The sequence below is a fragment of the Gordonia sp. CPCC 205515 genome (genome assembly GCF_048537925.1).
In the GTDB taxonomy this organism is placed as follows: domain Bacteria; phylum Actinomycetota; class Actinomycetes; order Mycobacteriales; family Mycobacteriaceae; genus Gordonia.
Genome location: NZ_JBCLVJ010000023.1, coordinates 68504 through 84052 on the forward strand (window position 1 = coordinate 68504; position 15549 = coordinate 84052).

16 protein-coding genes are annotated in these 15549 nt (G+C 68.0%); 15 read left to right on the forward strand and 1 reads right to left on the reverse strand.

Annotated features, from left to right (window positions below; translation table 11 throughout):
- Positions 1 to 136: 136 nt before the first annotated feature.
- From dacB to tilS, 3 genes are read left to right on the forward strand one after another with little or no spacing between them, the layout of a single operon-like run.
- Entirely contained in the window at positions 137 to 1480 is a 1344-nt protein-coding gene (gene dacB, locus AAFP30_RS27420) for a D-alanyl-D-alanine carboxypeptidase/D-alanyl-D-alanine-endopeptidase (RefSeq protein WP_419233222.1), read from the forward strand.
- Positions 1477 to 2547, forward strand: a complete 1071-nt coding sequence (locus AAFP30_RS27425) for a zinc-dependent metalloprotease (RefSeq protein WP_419233223.1) — start codon at positions 1477 to 1479, stop codon at positions 2545 to 2547. Before dacB ends, AAFP30_RS27425 begins: the two co-directional genes overlap by 4 nt.
- Positions 2526 to 3476, forward strand: coding sequence for a tRNA lysidine(34) synthetase TilS (gene tilS / locus AAFP30_RS27430; RefSeq protein ID WP_419233224.1), 951 nt, complete (start codon positions 2526 to 2528; stop codon positions 3474 to 3476). Before AAFP30_RS27425 ends, tilS begins: the two co-directional genes overlap by 22 nt.
- A 25-nt stretch (positions 3477 to 3501) precedes the next feature.
- Here the strand turns inward: tilS and AAFP30_RS27435 are convergent, their stop codons facing one another.
- A complete protein-coding gene (locus AAFP30_RS27435) occupies positions 3502 to 4209 on the reverse strand; it encodes a glycine zipper family protein (protein WP_419233225.1) in 708 nt (235 codons plus the stop codon).
- Positions 4210 to 4527: 318 nt separating this feature from the next.
- On the opposite strand from AAFP30_RS27435, the gene hpt reads away from it, so the two are divergent.
- From hpt to AAFP30_RS27495, 12 genes are all read left to right on the forward strand, one after another.
- A complete protein-coding gene (gene hpt / locus AAFP30_RS27440) occupies positions 4528 to 5091 on the forward strand; it encodes a hypoxanthine phosphoribosyltransferase (protein WP_419233226.1) in 564 nt (187 codons plus the stop codon).
- A gap of 203 nt (positions 5092 to 5294) precedes the next feature.
- Positions 5295 to 7655 (forward strand): ATP-dependent zinc metalloprotease FtsH, encoded by a 2361-nt coding sequence (gene ftsH, locus AAFP30_RS27445; protein WP_419233227.1) that lies wholly within the window; start codon positions 5295 to 5297, stop codon positions 7653 to 7655.
- A gap of 33 nt (positions 7656 to 7688) precedes the next feature.
- Entirely contained in the window at positions 7689 to 8333 is a 645-nt protein-coding gene (gene folE, locus AAFP30_RS27450) for a GTP cyclohydrolase I FolE (RefSeq protein ID WP_419233228.1), read from the forward strand.
- A gap of 46 nt (positions 8334 to 8379) precedes the next feature.
- Positions 8380 to 9276 (forward strand): dihydropteroate synthase, encoded by an 897-nt coding sequence (folP, locus tag AAFP30_RS27455; RefSeq protein WP_419233229.1) that lies wholly within the window; start codon positions 8380 to 8382, stop codon positions 9274 to 9276.
- Positions 9276 to 9653 (forward strand): dihydroneopterin aldolase, encoded by a 378-nt coding sequence (folB, locus tag AAFP30_RS27460; protein ID WP_419233230.1) that lies wholly within the window; start codon positions 9276 to 9278, stop codon positions 9651 to 9653. The genes folP and folB overlap by 1 nt, the downstream gene beginning before the upstream one ends.
- Positions 9650 to 10183 carry a 2-amino-4-hydroxy-6-hydroxymethyldihydropteridine diphosphokinase gene (folK, locus tag AAFP30_RS27465; protein ID WP_419233231.1) on the forward strand — a complete coding sequence of 178 codons (534 nt, stop codon included), beginning with the start codon at positions 9650 to 9652 and terminating at the stop codon, positions 10181 to 10183. Before folB ends, folK begins: the two co-directional genes overlap by 4 nt.
- Complete coding sequence (locus AAFP30_RS27470) at positions 10180 to 10719, forward strand: DUF3180 domain-containing protein (protein ID WP_419233232.1); 540 nt, start codon at positions 10180 to 10182, stop codon at positions 10717 to 10719. The genes folK and AAFP30_RS27470 overlap by 4 nt, the downstream gene beginning before the upstream one ends.
- An 83-nt stretch (positions 10720 to 10802) precedes the next feature.
- Entirely contained in the window at positions 10803 to 11930 is a 1128-nt protein-coding gene (locus tag AAFP30_RS27475; RefSeq protein ID WP_419233233.1) for a DUF6779 domain-containing protein, read from the forward strand.
- Positions 11931 to 12089: 159 nt separating this feature from the next.
- The gene (locus tag AAFP30_RS27480) at positions 12090 to 13103 is read left to right on the forward strand and encodes a Rossmann-like and DUF2520 domain-containing protein (protein WP_419233234.1); all 1014 of its coding nucleotides are present in this window, start codon (positions 12090 to 12092) and stop codon (positions 13101 to 13103) included.
- Entirely contained in the window at positions 13100 to 14017 is a 918-nt protein-coding gene (gene panC / locus AAFP30_RS27485; protein ID WP_419233235.1) for a pantoate--beta-alanine ligase, read from the forward strand. Before AAFP30_RS27480 ends, panC begins: the two co-directional genes overlap by 4 nt.
- A gap of 58 nt (positions 14018 to 14075) precedes the next feature.
- Positions 14076 to 14501: an aspartate 1-decarboxylase gene (gene panD / locus AAFP30_RS27490; protein WP_419233236.1), complete on the forward strand. Its 426-nt coding sequence runs from the start codon at positions 14076 to 14078 to the stop codon at positions 14499 to 14501.
- A 1-nt stretch (position 14502) separates the two neighbouring features.
- A complete protein-coding gene (locus AAFP30_RS27495; protein ID WP_419233237.1) occupies positions 14503 to 15309 on the forward strand; it encodes a type III pantothenate kinase in 807 nt (268 codons plus the stop codon).
- Positions 15310 to 15549 lie beyond the last annotated feature (240 nt).

Sequence of the window (15549 nt, forward strand, 5' to 3'; positions counted from 1 at the left end):
GGCCGCCTGCGCAGATCGCCTCAACGATACTGTGGGAACCCAAGTGCGGGGGAGTTGCCCCGGGTGGTCCTCGCCACCACAGTTCCAACATCGTTCGGAGGTATCCGTGGGCGCACGGCGCAGATCGACTCGCCGCATGCTCGTGTGGACGATCATCTCGGTCGCCATCCTCGCCCTGATCGCAGCCGGCTCGGTGGTCATCGCGATGCGACTCGACAACTCCGACGACCTACCGCGCGGCATACCGCCGCAACCGGCGGCGATCACGGTGAACCCGCAGATCCAGCCGGTCGTCGCGACTGCACCCGAACCCACGCCGGAGGGCGTGCGACGGGCGATCGCCCGTGACGTCCGTGCGCCGGAACTCGGCGAGTTCACCGGCCAGATCAGCGATTCGCTGACCGGGGCAATCCTCTGGTCGGACGATCCCGCCACCCCGCGCACGCCGGCATCGAACACCAAGATCCTCACCGCGGCCGCCGCGCTATTGGCGTTGCCGCACGACAAACGTCTCGACACCACGGTGGTGGCCGGACCCAACGGCCAGGTGATCCTCAAGGGTGCCGGTGATCCGACCTTGTCGGCGCAGCCGACCGGGACCGACACCTTCTACACCGATGCTCCGCGGATCGCCGACCTCGCCGCCCAGATCCGTAAGTCCGGGACCACGGTCACCTCGGTGGCCGTGGACACCAGCGCGTTCAGCGGGCCGACGATGGAACAGACCTGGGATCGTCAGGACATCGCCGGCGGCGACATCGCGCCCATCGAGTCGCTGATGGTCGACGGCGCCCGCACGGACCGCCTCAACGAGTACTCGCCGCGCTCGGCACAACCCGCCGAGGCGGCCGGCGCCGCGCTGGCCACGGCGCTCGGCGTCACAACCGTCGTCACCACGACCACCGCCCCGTCGACCGGCCAGGTGATCGCGTCGGTGAAGTCGGCGCCGCTGGTCACCCGGGTCAACGACATGATGCGCTACAGCGACAACGTGCTTGCCGAAACGCTCTCCCTGGAGTTGTCGGTGGCGCGCGGCGGCCCGGCGACCATTGCCGGCGGCGTCGACGCCGTCGAATCGGTCCTGCGGGAAAAGGGTTTCGATCTCACCGGCGTCACCCTGCGTGACGCGTCCGGGCTGTCCTACGCCAACAAGGTGCCTGCGGCGCTGCTGGACAAGCTGATGGCCGCCGCGAGCGGTCCGGCGCAGCCGCTGATGCGCCCCATGCTCGACGGATTGCCCGTCGCCGGCGGTACCGGCACGCTCGCGGACCGCTTCGACCCGACCACTAATCCCGGTGCCGGGTGGGTTCGCGCCAAGACGGGAACGCTGACGGGCGTGAGTTCGTTGACCGGCATAGTGCAGACCGTCGACGGGCGGGTCCTGTCGTTCGCCTTGATGTCCGGTGGCACATCGCCGGCGGACGCCCGGCCCGCCCTCGACGACGTGGCCGGAGATCTGAGGGAGTGTGGCTGTCGATGAGCAATGAGGTCAAGCACGACGAAACCGAATCCATCGGTGCCCGCATCGACTGGGGACTCGCCTCGGCCACCGGGAAGCGCCTGGCGCGTCCCGGCCCGAAGGCCACCGACTACACCCTCGACCTCGCGCGCGCCGAACTCGCCGACGCCGCCACGCGGGCCGAGGCACCGGTGCGTGAGGTGACCGGCCTGGCCGACGGATTGCGCGTCCCCACCACCCGCATCCTCGACCGCAAACAGTGGATCGACGCCGCGGCACAGTCGATGCGCTCGATGCTGGGCGCCGACGACGCACCGCTGCCCGGTGGATTCGACGGTCTCGCCGCCAAGGCGGGCGGCCTGCAGGCCGGGGCGCTGCTCGCGTTCCTCTCCGGCGCGATTCTCGGGCAGTACGATCCCTTCACCCCCGACCCGGACACCGGCGAGCCGGGTGTGCTGATGGTGGTAACCCCGAACATCATCGCAGTGGAGCGCGCACTTCACGTGGTGCCCAGCGACTTTCGGCTCTGGGTCTGCCTGCACGAGGTCACTCACCGGGTGCAGTTCTCAGCGAATCCGTGGTTGCGGCAATACATGGTCGACAATCTCGAGGTGCTCACCTCCGACACCGGCGAAAGCGCCGGCGAGGTGGTCAGTCGCATCAGTTCGGCGTTGCGCGACAACGACCAACCGCGCGAGAAGGGGATCGTCGGCGCGATGCAACTGGTGCAGACCCCCGAGCAGTACGAGGCGTTCAACCGCATGATGATGCTCGGCACCCTCCTCGAGGGACACGCCGATCACGTGATGGATGCGGTTGGGCCGCAGCAGGTTCCGACGGTGGCGTCCATTCGCCAGGCCTTTGACAAGCGACGTACCGCGCCGCGGAATCCGGTGCAGCGCATCATCCGCGCGCTCATCGGAATGGATGCCAAACTCGCGCAATATATTCGGGGTAAGGCCTTCGTCGATGAGGTGGTCGGAGCGGCCGGTATGCCGGCGTTCAACACCATCTGGACCTCGCCGGAGACGATGCCGCGGCCGGACGAAATCGACGAGCCGCGGAAATGGATGCAACGAGTGCTCTGACCCGGGCGGTCGCGGACTTCGCCGCCGCGCATCCCGCGGTCGGCGACGAGGTCTGTGTGGCCCTGTCGGGTGGCCCGGATTCGTTGGCGCTCACCGCCTGTGCGGTCCGCGCCGGATTGCGGGTGCATGCGCTGGTCGTCGACCACCGGCTCCAAGATGGATCGCGCGACATTGCCGAAGGCGCGGCTGACGCGGCCCGTGTGTTGGGTGCGCGGGCGCAGGTGCTCGGCGTCGACGTCGGCACCGTCGGTGGACTCGAGGCCGCCGCACGTGCCGCCCGGTACGCCGCGCTCGACACCGCCCGCGACGGGGCGCCGGTGCTCCTCGGGCACACCGTCGACGATCAGGCCGAGACGGTGCTGCTGGGCTTGGCCCGGGGATCGGGAGCACGGTCGATCGCCGGCATGCGTGCCTGGAATGCGCCGTGGGGCAGGCCATTTCTCGGTGTTCGGCGGGCTCGGACACTGCAGGTTTGCACCGAACTCGGGTTGCGTCCCCACCACGACCCGCACAACCGTGACCCACGGTTCACCCGTGTCCGACTGCGGGGCGAGGTGCTGCCGTTGCTCGACGACGTGCTGCACGGCGGCACGGTCGAGGCACTCGGGCGCACGGCCGCGGCACTACAGGCCGACAACGACGCGCTCGACGCGCTCGCCGACGACCTCCGGGCCCGGGCGGCCCACGGCGACGATCTCGACGTCGCGGAACTTGCGAAAACGCCGACCGCGATCCGCACCCGCGTGCTGCGGCGCTGGCTGCTCGAGGCGGGGGCCACCGAACCGACGCACCGGGTCATCTCCGCGGTCGATGGGCTCGTCACCGACGCCCGATCCCGCGCGGAGGTGGCGATCGGCGGCGACCCGACCGTGCGCCGCGTCGTACAGCGGGTCGACACACGACTGACGGTCCGCCTCGTCGAGCGTTGAGGCGGACCGTCGGGAAGGTGTGAGATCAGCGCTTCTGCGGAACAAACGGTGAGGTGATCGTCATGAAGTACTGGATCGCCGCACCGACCAGTGATCCGCCGCCCCCGAGGATCAAGCCCACCACAGAGCCAATCGACGCGCCGGTCAGGAATCCCGGTATGCACCCGGCGAGAGCGGCCACCAGACCCGGGATGCACCCGATGACACCGCCGACGATCGCGCCGAGAGCAGTACCGACAATGGACGAAATCGTCAAACCGGCTCCCAGAACGCCACTGAATCTAGCCAACGCCTCGTCGTCTCGCTGCTGTCGGGTTTGCGGTCCGACGATCTGCGCGGCCTTGACTCTCAGGGCGTCGACCCCGGCTGGATCGACCGCTACCGAACGCGACACGTCGCGCGATGGAATCAATGTTGCGGATCTCCCGGACGTGTGCGCGTCTATCGGGAACTGACGGTATTCCTTTCTATAGGCCAGCGGCATGCTGAAAACTGTTTCTCCAGCAAGATTACGGATCGCAAATTTCCCTCCTGCGGTGCTTACACTTCCGTGGTCAACGGTGACAACCAAAGTGTTTGCGGTGGTCGACACCCGGAATTGCACGGGGCTCGTCGGTGTCGGCGCGGCGTGCGCGACCCCTCCGAGCGTGGTAATGGCCACGGTGACAAAGGAAATGACGGCCAGGATGCGTAGCTGCCATTGGGGGGAGATGTGGCGCCGATCGGTGGGCATAGGGCATCTTCTTTTCCGGTAGTCGGCTCCGTTATGGGGAGTCGGGGATGAATACGCGGGAACTGCATTCTCTTTCGCTGGGCGAAAATTTGCACCGGCGAAATTGATTCGACATTGCCAAGTTCACCTTCACAAAGTCTCGTTTTTTAGAGGCAACAAATGTGCCAGGTGTTCACGCGTGTTGTTATTCGTGATCATAGTGTGACCTCTTTGTCCCTGCGAGATCGCCCGTCGTAGTCCGTACGGGGGACAAGCCCTAAGGGTGATTCGACGAGTGCCGATGTATGTCCGGGGGTCCGCCGTGACAAGCTAGACCCCGTGCAGCCCGCAGACCCGTACGGCGACGACATCGAATCCATCCTGATCACCGAAGAGCAGATCAGACAGCGCACCCGGGAACTGGCCGATTCGGTGGCCGCCCGGTACACCGACATCGAGGAGGACCTCGTCCTGATCGGCGTCCTCAAGGGTGCGGTCATGTTCATGACCGACTTCGCGCGGGCGCTGCCGATCCCGTCGCAGCTGGAGTTCATGGCGGTCTCGAGCTACGGATCCTCGACGTCGTCCTCGGGCGTGGTCCGCATCCTCAAGGACCTCGACCGCGACATCGAAGGCCGCGACGTCCTCATCGTCGAGGACATCATCGACTCCGGCCTCACCCTGTCCTGGTTGATGAAGAACCTCGCCACCCGCAATCCGCGCAGCCTGCAGGTGTGCACACTGCTGCGTAAGCCCGAGGCCGTGCGCTCGCCGGTGGATGTCGCCGACATCGGATTCGACATCCCCAACGAGTTCGTCGTCGGCTACGGCCTCGACTATGCCGAGCGGTACCGGGATCTGCCCTACATCGGCAAGCTGCGCCCGTCGGTCTACCAGAGCTGAGCAGCGCAGCAGTCGGGTGGAACGGTTTTCCCTGCCTGTTCGTTGACCGGTAGCCTCTACATGTGAGCGGCACAGTCAACCCTGCGTGCATCGTGGAAAACCACGCGCGCCAGGGCACTGCCAGCAGTACGTCAACCGGGAAGGACAGTGGATTCGGGCGTGGGTGATGTCGACGACGTCGACCGCGGCCTCCACCAACAGGCATGAACCGTAAGTCATTCTTCCGAAACCTCGCCATCCTGGCGCTGGTCGTGATCGCCATCTGGGGCTGGACGGCGATGCGCGACAGCGGCCGCGAGTACAAGAGCGTGGATACCTCGGTCGCGTTGACGCAGCTCAACGTCAAGAACACGAGCCGGATCGACATCGACGACCGGGAACAGACGCTGCGGATCGAGCTCAAGGAGCCGATCAAGGTCGACGGCGACGACGTCACGAAGATCACCGCCAAGTACCCCGCGTCGGCCGGCGAGCAGGTCTTCGACTCGGTCACCACCACCGGTGCGCCGTACCAGACCAACGTCAACGAGCAGTCGGCTTTCCTGCAGATCCTGATCTTCATCCTGCCGATGCTGCTGCTGTTCGGGCTGTTCTTCTTCGTGATGAACCGCATGCAGGGCGGCGGCCGCGGCGGCGTCATGGGCTTCGGCAAGTCGAAGGCCAAGCAGCTGACCAAGGACATGCCCAAGACCACCTTCGCCGACGTCGCCGGTGCCGACGAGGCCGTCGAAGAGCTGTATGAGATCAAGGACTTTCTGCAGAACCCGGCCCGCTACCAGGCCGTCGGCGCCAAGATCCCCAAGGGTGTGCTGCTCTACGGTCCTCCCGGTACCGGTAAGACGCTGCTCGCGCGGGCTGTCGCCGGTGAGGCCGGTGTGCCGTTCTTCACCATCTCCGGTTCGGACTTCGTCGAGATGTTCGTCGGTGTCGGTGCCTCGCGCGTCCGCGACCTGTTCGAGCAGGCCAAGAACAACAGCCCGTGCATCATCTTCGTCGACGAGATCGACGCCGTGGGACGCCAGCGTGGCGCCGGCCTCGGCGGCGGTCACGACGAGCGGGAACAGACGCTCAACCAGCTGCTCGTCGAGATGGACGGCTTCGGCGACCGCTCGGGTGTCATCCTGATCGCGGCGACCAACCGTCCCGACATCCTCGACCCGGCGTTGCTGCGCCCCGGCCGCTTCGACCGCCAGATCCCCGTCGGCAACCCCGACATCGCGGGTCGTCGCGCCATCCTCAAGGTGCACGCCCAGGGCAAGCCGATCGACGCCGACGCCGACCTCGACGGTCTGGCCAAGCGCACCCCCGGCATGAGTGGCGCCGACCTGGCCAACGTCGTCAACGAGGGTGCTCTGCTGGCCGCCCGCGAGAACAAGCAGACGATCACCGCCGAGATGCTCGAAGAGGCTGTCGACCGGGTCATCGGCGGTCCGCGGCGCAAGAGCCGCATCATCAGTGAGCACGAGAAGAAGGTCGTCGCCTACCACGAGGGTGGCCACACCCTCGCGGCGTGGGCGATGCCCGACCTCGATCCGATCTACAAGGTCACCATCCTGGCGCGCGGGCGCACCGGCGGTCACGCCCTGGCCGTGCCGGAGCAGGACAAGGAACTCATGACCCGGTCGGAGATGATCGCGCGGCTGGTCATGGCGATGGGTGGGCGCGCCGCCGAGGAACTCGTGTTCCACGAGCCGACGACCGGTGCGTCGTCGGACATCGACCAGGCCACCAAAATCGCGCGCGCGATGGTCACCGAATACGGCATGAGCAGCAAGCTGGGTGCCGTCCGCTACGGCCAGGAGCAGGGCGACCCGTTCCTGGGCCGGTCGATGGGCGCGCAGACCGACTATTCGGTGGGTGTGGCCACCGAGATCGACGAGGAGGTGCGCCGACTCATCGAGGCCGCGCACACCGAGGCGTGGTCGATCCTGTCGGAGTACCGTGACACCCTCGACGTGCTGGCGAGTGAACTCCTCGACAAGGAGACGCTGACCCGCAAGGACCTGGAGAAGATCTTCTCGCAGGTGAACAAGCGTCCGCGGATCACCGCCTTCAACGAGTTCGGCGACCGCACCCCGAGCGACAAGCCGCCGGTCAAGACACCGGGTGAACTCGCCATGGAACGCGGCGAGCCGTGGCCGCCGCCGAAGCCGGCCGCACCCGAACCAGTCGGCGTCGGTGGCCCGGCCATCGTGCCGGCACCGCAGCCCGGCGGCGGGCACCAGCAGCCCGGCGGATACCCCAATCCGGCTCCCGGACAGAACTATCCGCCCGCCTACCCGCCGCAGTCGGCGCCTGGCAACCAGCCCTACGGCGGCCCGACCGGGCAGCCGACACCCGGCGGCACCCGCCCCGATTACGGCGCACCACGCGGTTGGTCGGCACCGGGCTGGCCGCCGCAGGGGGAGAACCCGCAGGCGCCCAACGGGACCAACGGGAATGGCGCCCACCGGGCGGATGGTACGAATGGGGCCGACGGTGAGTACGGCAACGGCCATTACGGCACCGGCCCCAACGGCGGTGACCACCGCAACGGCGGTCCGGGCAACGGTTACGGGTCCTGACCGCCGCAGGCCACGAGAACGGATCAGACGACGATGACCATCAGTGAACACCGCGAGTCGACGCTGGGTGACCTGGCCGACGACGACCAAGCCACCAGCATGGCGGGACGGCAGTTCGATCAGGCTCGCGCGGAGGCAGCGGTTCGCGAACTGCTGATCGCGGTAGGCGAGGATCCCGATCGGGAAGGGTTGCAGCGCACCCCCTCCCGCGTCGCCAACGCCTACCGCGAGGTGTTCGCCGGACTCTACGTCGATCCGAGCGAGGTGCTGGCCACCACGTTCGACGAGAACCACGACGAACTCGTACTGGTCAAGGACATCCCGATGTACTCCACCTGCGAGCACCATCTGGTGTCCTTCCACGGGGTGGCGCACGTCGGCTACATCCCCGGCGAGTCCGGCCAGGTCACCGGCCTGTCGAAGCTGGCGCGGCTCGTCGACCTCTACGCCAAGCGGCCGCAGGTGCAGGAGCGGCTGACCAGCCAGATCGCCGACGCGATGGTCGAGCGGTTGCAGCCACGCGGCGTGATCGTGGTGATCGAGGCCGAACACCTGTGCATGGCCATGCGCGGCATCCGCAAGCCGGGCGCCCGCACGACCACGTCGGCGGTCCGCGGCCTGTTCAAGACCAGTGCGGTCTCGCGCGGCGAAGCCCTCGACCTGATCTCGCGGACCTGACCTCGGCCCTATGCGTCGAGCATCGGCCCTCGGCCCGCACGCTCCGATGACGGAGCCCGCCGACCGGACCCTCGTCATGGGCATCATCAACGTCACCGCCGACTCGTTCTCCGACGGCGGCCGGTATCTCGACCACGACGCCGCGACCGACCACGGGCTCGAGCTCATCGCGGCCGGTGCCGACCTGATCGACGTCGGCGGCGAGTCCACCCGACCGGGTGCGATCCGCGTGGATCCCGCCGAGGAGGCCGATCGGGTCGTGCCGGTCATCCGCAGTCTGGCCGGTACCGGCGTACCGATCTCGGTCGACACGATGCGCGCCTCGGTCGCCGCCCGAGCCATCGAGGCCGGTGCCGCGATCATCAACGACGTCTCCGGCGGCCGCGCCGACCCCGACATGGCGCGCGTCGTCGCCGAATCCGGTCTGCCCTGGATTCTGATGCACTGGCGCGCAGTCGACCGACCAGCCGGTGACGGGTTCACCCACGGCGTCGACGACGTCGGCGGTTACCGTGACGTGGTGGCCGAGGTCAGTGGCGAATTGTTGGCGCAGGTGGACGCGGCGGTGACCGCCGGTGTCGATCCCGATCGGATCATCCTCGATCCGGGGCTGGGTTTCGCGAAGTCCGGCGAACACAACTGGGCGTTGCTCCACGCCTTGCCGACCATCGTCGGATTGGGCTTCCCGGTACTGGTCGGGGCCTCCCGTAAGCGTTTCCTCGGCACCCTGCTCGCCGACGAGGGCGACCAACTTCGTCCGCCCGCCGGCCGCGAGGTCGCCACCGCCGCGATCTCGGCGCTCGCCGCGGCCAACGGCGCGTGGGCGGTGCGCGTGCACGACGTGGCGGGCAGCCGGGACGCGGTTGCGGTCGCCGCCGCGTGGCATACGGGGGGACGTCGCGGTTCGGTCGACGCCTCCGACCAGCCGGTGGTGGCGGACTGATGGCGGATCGGATCGAACTGCGCGGACTCGTCGTGCGCGGACATCACGGGGTGTTCGAGCACGAGCGACGCGACGGCCAGGACTTCATCATCGACATCACCCTGTGGCTCGATCTGTCGATCGCCGCGAGCACCGACGACCTCGCCGACACCGTGCACTACGGGGAGCTCGCCCAGCAGGCCCACGACATCGTCGCCGGCGAACCGCGGAACCTGATCGAGACGGTGGGGGCGGAAGTCGCCGAGGCGATCATGGACGACGAGCGGATCGCGGCCTGCGAGGTGACGGTACACAAACCGTCGGCACCGATCCCGCTGCAGTTCGGGGACGTCGCTGTGGTGACCCGCCGCTCGCGGAAGTCGATGGGGGCCCGATGACCCGGACCTCTGCGGTCAGCCGCGCGGTGCTTTCGGCCGGCTCCAACATCGGCGAGAAGACCGCGCACCTGCAGACCGTCGTCGACCGGTTCGCCGCCGAGCTCGTCGCCGTGTCGTCGGTGTATGCCACCCCGCCGTGGGGTGGGGTCGAGCAAGACGACTTCTACAACATCACCCTGATCGTCGACGGCGGGCACAGTCCCGACGAGTGGCTCTCGATCGGCGCCGAGTTGGAGCAGGCCGCCGATCGGACGCGCGAATTACGTTGGGGACCAAGAACTCTCGACGTCGACGTGATCACCGTGACTATCGACGGCGAGCCGGTGCGCAGCGATGATCCGCACCTGCTGCTGCCGCATCCCCGGGCACGTGAGCGCGCATTCGTTCTGGTGCCGTGGCTGGAGATCGATCCCGACGCCACCCTGTGGACGCCCGACGGAACCGTCGCCGTCGCCGATGCACTCGACCGCGTCGATCCGGCCGAACGCGCCGCCGTAAGGCCGGTCGCGCACCTCGGGGAGTCCCGATGACCGCACCGAAACTCCCGCCGAACTCGCCCGACGAACATCCCGGGCTAGGACCCACCCGACTGCGTGACCTGGCGCTGATCGCCGTCGGCGTGGGCGTCGTCGCGTGGGTTCTGGTCCGCTACAACTACGGCAGCCTGCCCGCGGTTCCGGTGCTCGCGGGGATCGTGCTCTACATTCTCGCCGGGCTCGAGGTACTGATCGCCTTCATCGTGCGATCCCGCGTCGCCTCCCGGGACGTCGGCCGCGCCCGCGGACAGCTGCATCCGCTGACCGCTGCGCGGGTGCTGGCGCTGGCCAAGGCGTCGGCGATCCTCGGTGCCATCGCGACCGGTGTGTGGGCGGGTGTCCTGGTGTTCTTGTGGACCCAACACGACCTCGCCGCAGCCGATCACGATCGGCCGGGCGCGATACTCGGACTGGTCGGCGGCGTGTTGCTCGTCGGCGCCGCGCTGTGGCTCGAATACTGTTGCCGAGCACCCGACGATCCGACCGATGATGCGCTCGGTGGCCGCGACGGGCATCCCGGGCCCGCGTGAGAAAGCTCATGTCGTCGGGCGAAATCGTGACTCTCCGGTTGAGGTCGACGATCTGGGACCGGTGAACCGGTATCTTCACGGGCATGTCGACCCCAAATGCCCGTTCGGAGGAACCCCGACGCTCCGGCAGATCGGCGGGACAGTGGCTGCTGGGGCTGCTCATCGTGCTGGCGATCGTGGCCAGCATCCTCATGGTGTTCTCCGACCAGCTGTCCGTGACCGGGTCGCTTGCGGTCATCGCAGCGCTGTGGGCCGCCGTGATCGGCGCGATCCTCGTCACCAAGTTCCGTCGCCAGGCCGAGAGCGCCGAGTCCAAGAGCCGTGATCTGCGTCTGGTCTACGAACTGCAGCTCGAGCGGGAGATCGCCGCGCGCCGGCAGTACGAACTCGATGTCGAGACGACCATTCGCAAAGAGGTCAGCGCGGAGACCGGGGAAGAGATCTCCGAGCTGAAGGCCCAGGTCATGGCGCTGCGCGCGAGCCTGGAGATGCTGCTGGGCGAGTCGCTGCCCGATCCGCGGGTCGCGCTGCCCAGCGAAAAGCTACGGGAGTTGGCCTCCGGGATCGGTGGCACCGACGATTACGGGCACTACACCACGCCGGACGACAGCATGCTCGCCGCGCGCGACTTCGCCGCCACCGCACCGGCCACCGACGCCGGACGGCACCTGCCGACCGACGTGGACCCCAACGAACTGACCGAGGTGATCCCGGTGATCACCGACGACGTGCCGATCTCCGGCCGGATCGCGACCGAGTCGGTCCCCGATCATGATGTGCCCGATCACGATGTCCCCGACTCCGATGTCGCCGACCACGATGTCGCCGACCAGGTCGAGGACGCGGAGTTCGCCGAAGAGGTCGAGTACAGCCCGGCCGACAGCACCCCCGCCGTCGCCCCGCACACCGATGAGACACCGACCGACGAATGGGCATCGGCGGCCGTCGAACCCACCGCCACGACGCCGGACGAACCGCAAGGGGGAACCGACGAGGATGCGGAGGATTCGGAGCTCGTCGAGGACGCGGACGGCTCGATGGGTCGCCACGAATCGGCCGGCGACGAGTCGCCGTCGATCCCGGGTCGTCGACGTCGGCGTGCGGCCGACGACGGCGAGAGCGCACACTCGGCGGGCCTGCCGGTGTCCGAGCTGCTCAGTCAGCTGCGTGACGCGGGCGCCTCGAGCGGTCGTCGTCGCCGAGAGGACTGAGCGCCTGCCGGACTGATGTCCCGGTCGGGGTGATTTCCTGGTCCGGGTGAACAACGTCACAGCCGATGGCCTCGGCGCGGGTGCAGCGCCTACTCTTGCACTGCAACGTCTGGTACCCGCACCTCGTCGGGACTGGAACGGACAACCCGGAGGACAGCGGTGACCTCACCGAGCGATGATCTCGGCCCCGTCGTGGGCTCGTCGGGTCCTGCCCGGGACCCGTATCTCGCGGGTGTCTCCAATCTCCCCACCCCGGCGCGATTGACGGTCGGCGTCATCTCCGCCGGTCGGGTCGGCACCGCACTTGGCGCCGCCCTGGAGCGCGCGGGCCACGTCGTCGGAGCGGTCGTCGCACGATCTGAAGCATCCCGCCGTCGCGCCGCACAACGCCTGCCCGATTCGGAGATCCTCGGAATCGCTGCGGTCGTCGCGCGATCCGAACTGTTGCTGCTCGCGGTGCCCGACGCGCAACTACCGGGCGTCGTCGACGAGATCGCCGCCTCGGGGGCACTACGACTCAAGACCCTGGTCGCGCACACCGCCGGCGCGAAAGGCGTCGCAGTCCTCGCGCCGCTCGCCGCGATGGGGGCGCTGCCGTTGGCCATCCATCCGGCGATGACCTTCGTCGGCACCGACGACGACACCGCGCGATTGCGGCACGCCTGCTTCGGGATCACCGCCGCCGACGAGGTCGGCTTCGCGATCGCGGCGTCCCTGGTCCTCGAGATGGGCGGCGAGCCGGTACGGATCGCCGAATCCGACCGGGTGCTCTACCACGCGGCACTGGCGCACGGCGCGAACCACCTCATCACCCTGATCTGCGATGCGGTGACCGCCCTCAACGCGGCGATCGAGGGATCGGCGGGTCCGGCCGGACGGGACGCCGCCACCGTCGACGGCAGCGCCACCATGCTCGCTGAACGCATCCTCGGGCCGCTGGTCACCGCATCGCTGCAGAACGTGCTCGAGATGGGCTCGACTGCCCTGACCGGGCCGGTCGCGCGCGGCGACGCCACCGCGGTCGCCGACCATCTCACCGCGCTCGGCGCCCTGCCCCGACGGTCCGGCCGACCCGACGTGGCGATCGTCGACGCCTACCGAGTCCTGGCCGCGCGGACCGCGGCCCGCACTGACGCGCCCGCTGACCTGCTCGACGTCCTGGAGGGGTCGTGACCACAGAACTGTCCGAAAAGTCCTACGTACCAGGTGAGCTGACCGTTCACCGGGATCCGGCGACGCTGCATCGGGTGAGCGCGGCACTGCGCCGCGCGGGTAAGCGGGTGGCGTTGGTGCCGACCATGGGCGCACTGCACGCCGGGCATCTCGAGTTGGTCCGCGCCGCCAAGGCGCGCGGCAACACCGTGGTCATCGTCTCGATCTTCGTGAACCCCTTGCAGTTCGGTGCCAACGAGGACCTCGATGCCTACCCGCGTACCTTCGACGCGGACCTCGAACTGTTGCGGCCGCTGGGCGTGGAGTTGGTCTTCGCCCCGACCGTGACGGCCATGTATCCGCACGGACCACGCACCACGATCACCCCCGGACCGGTCGGCGACATTCTCGACGGGGCCGCCCGCCCAGGACATTTCGCCGGGATGCTCACCGTCGTCGCCAAACTCCTGAACATCGCTGCCCCGCACGCCGCGTTCTTCGGCGAGAAGGACTACCAACAACTCGTCCTGATCACCCAGATGGCCGAGGATCTCGATCTCGACGTCGACATCGTCGGTGTCCCCACGGTGCGAGAGGCGGACGGGCTCGCGATGTCGTCGCGCAATCGCTACCTGACGCCCGAACAACGTGCGCTGGCGACCACGCTCTCGGCCGCGCTGACCGCCGGTTCGCATGCGGCGCCGAGCGGTGGCGATGCCATTCTCGCTGCGGCACATGAGGTTCTGGCCACTGTGCCGGAGATCACCCTCGATTACTTGGCTCTGTGCGGCCGTTCGCTGGACGAGGCTCCGGAGAAGGGGAGCGGACGACTGCTCGTCGCCGCCCGACTCGGCAGTGCCCGCCTGATCGACAACGTCGGTGTCGCGATCGGTCTGAGCCTCGAAGAACGCAATGCTTTATCCGAGGCCCCGTAACGGCCCAAGACTCTGCAGCCCGCCCGTCACCCCAACCCTGAAAACACAGGAGCACCGCATGTTTCGCACCATGATGACATCAAAGATCCACCGCGCCCGGGTCACCCAGGCCGACCTGCACTACGTCGGTTCGGTCACCGTTGACCAAGATCTGCTCGACGCCGCCGATCTGCTCGAGGGCGAGCAGGTCACCATCGTCGACATCGACAACGGAGCGCGACTCGAGACCTACGTCATCGCCGGTGAACGCGGGACCGGAGTGCTCGGGATCAACGGTGCGGCAGCGCATCTGGTCCACCCGGGCGATCTGGTGATCATCATCGCCTACGGCATCCTCAACGAGGCCGAAGTAGCCGAGTACTCGCCGTCGGTGGTCTTCGTCGACGACCACAACCGCGTCCTGACCACCGGCGACGATCCGGCCGATGTGCCGTCCGGTTCGGGCCTGCTCGATCCGCGCGTCCCCGCCGAAGCCGCAGTCTGACATGCTCCTGGCCGTCGAAGCGGGGAACACCAACATCCACTTCGGCGTGTTCGCCGGCAGCGGCGGCCACGCCACGCTGGTGCGGGACTGGCGAATCCACACCGACCCCAACCTCACCTCCGACGAGTTGGCGTTGATGATCCGCGGCCTGCTCGGTGACGACATCGAGCAGGTCACCGGCGTCGCCGCGCTGTCCACTGTGCCGTCGCTGCTGCGTGAGTTGCGGGTGATGGTGCCGCAGTACTTCGGTGCGGGGCAGCACCACGTGCTGCTCGAACCCGGTGTGCGGACCGGGGTTCCGTTGCTCGTCGACAACCCCAAGGAAGTGGGCACCGACCGCGTCGCCAATTGCGTTGCCGCGCACCACACCTACCCAGAGGGTCCGTGCATCGTGGTGGCCTTCGGTACCGCCACCGTCGTCGATGCGATCTCCGCAAAGGGTGAATTCCTCGGCGGCGCAATCGCGCCCGGTGTGAACCTGGCCGTGCAGGCGCTCTCCGAGCACACCGTCACGGTGCGGCGCGTCGAACTCATGCCGCCCCGCAGTGTGCTCGGCAAGAACACCGTCGAGGCGCTGCAGTCGGGCATCCTGTACGGCTTCGCCGGGCAGGTCGACGGCCTCGTCGACCGCGTCCGTGACACCGTCAACGGCTTCGACTCCGACGACGTCACCGTCGTCGCCACCGGCTACCTCGCGCCGCTGATGTTCGACGAATGCGAGACCCTGACCGTGCACCACAGTCACCTCACCCTCGAGGGGCTGCGTCTCGTCTACGAGCGGTCCAAGCAGCAGCGCAACAGACACTGACCCCCCGTCGACAGCGCCCCGGATCCCGTCCACGGCGCCCGCCTCGGCGTTGACAGCGCCCTGAATTCCATTGACGGCGCCCGGTCGCGTGGGGCCGGAGCGTGGGGTGAGTCGCGTGGGTCGGATCGTGGGGCTCAAGAGCGTTGACGGCGCCCTGAATTCCATTGACGGCGCCCATCTCACCTCAGAATATTCACGTCGACCCCTCGACCATGAGCGCCGTCAATGCAATTCAGGGCG

Bases quoted from the DNA above. Each gene is read 5' to 3' on its own strand.
- dacB (WP_419233222.1), top strand. From the start codon at position 137: ATGCTCGTGTGGACGATCATCTCGGTCGCCATCCTCGCCCTGATCGCA.
- AAFP30_RS27425 (WP_419233223.1), top strand. From the start codon at position 1,477: ATGAGCAATGAGGTCAAGCACGACGAAACCGAATCCATCGGTGCCCGC.
- tilS (WP_419233224.1), top strand. From the start codon at position 2,526: ATGGATGCAACGAGTGCTCTGACCCGGGCGGTCGCGGACTTCGCCGCC.
- AAFP30_RS27435 (WP_419233225.1), bottom strand. From the start codon at position 4,209: ATGCCCACCGATCGGCGCCACATCTCCCCCCAATGGCAGCTACGCATC.
- ftsH (WP_419233227.1), top strand. From the start codon at position 5,295: ATGAACCGTAAGTCATTCTTCCGAAACCTCGCCATCCTGGCGCTGGTC.
- folE (WP_419233228.1), top strand. From the start codon at position 7,689: ATGACCATCAGTGAACACCGCGAGTCGACGCTGGGTGACCTGGCCGAC.
- folP (WP_419233229.1), top strand. From the start codon at position 8,380: ATGACGGAGCCCGCCGACCGGACCCTCGTCATGGGCATCATCAACGTC.
- folB (WP_419233230.1), top strand. From the start codon at position 9,276: ATGGCGGATCGGATCGAACTGCGCGGACTCGTCGTGCGCGGACATCAC.
- folK (WP_419233231.1), top strand. From the start codon at position 9,650: ATGACCCGGACCTCTGCGGTCAGCCGCGCGGTGCTTTCGGCCGGCTCC.
- AAFP30_RS27470 (WP_419233232.1), top strand. From the start codon at position 10,180: ATGACCGCACCGAAACTCCCGCCGAACTCGCCCGACGAACATCCCGGG.
- AAFP30_RS27475 (WP_419233233.1), top strand. From the start codon at position 10,803: ATGTCGACCCCAAATGCCCGTTCGGAGGAACCCCGACGCTCCGGCAGA.
- panD (WP_419233236.1), top strand. From the start codon at position 14,076: ATGTTTCGCACCATGATGACATCAAAGATCCACCGCGCCCGGGTCACC.
- AAFP30_RS27495 (WP_419233237.1), top strand. From the start codon at position 14,503: ATGCTCCTGGCCGTCGAAGCGGGGAACACCAACATCCACTTCGGCGTG.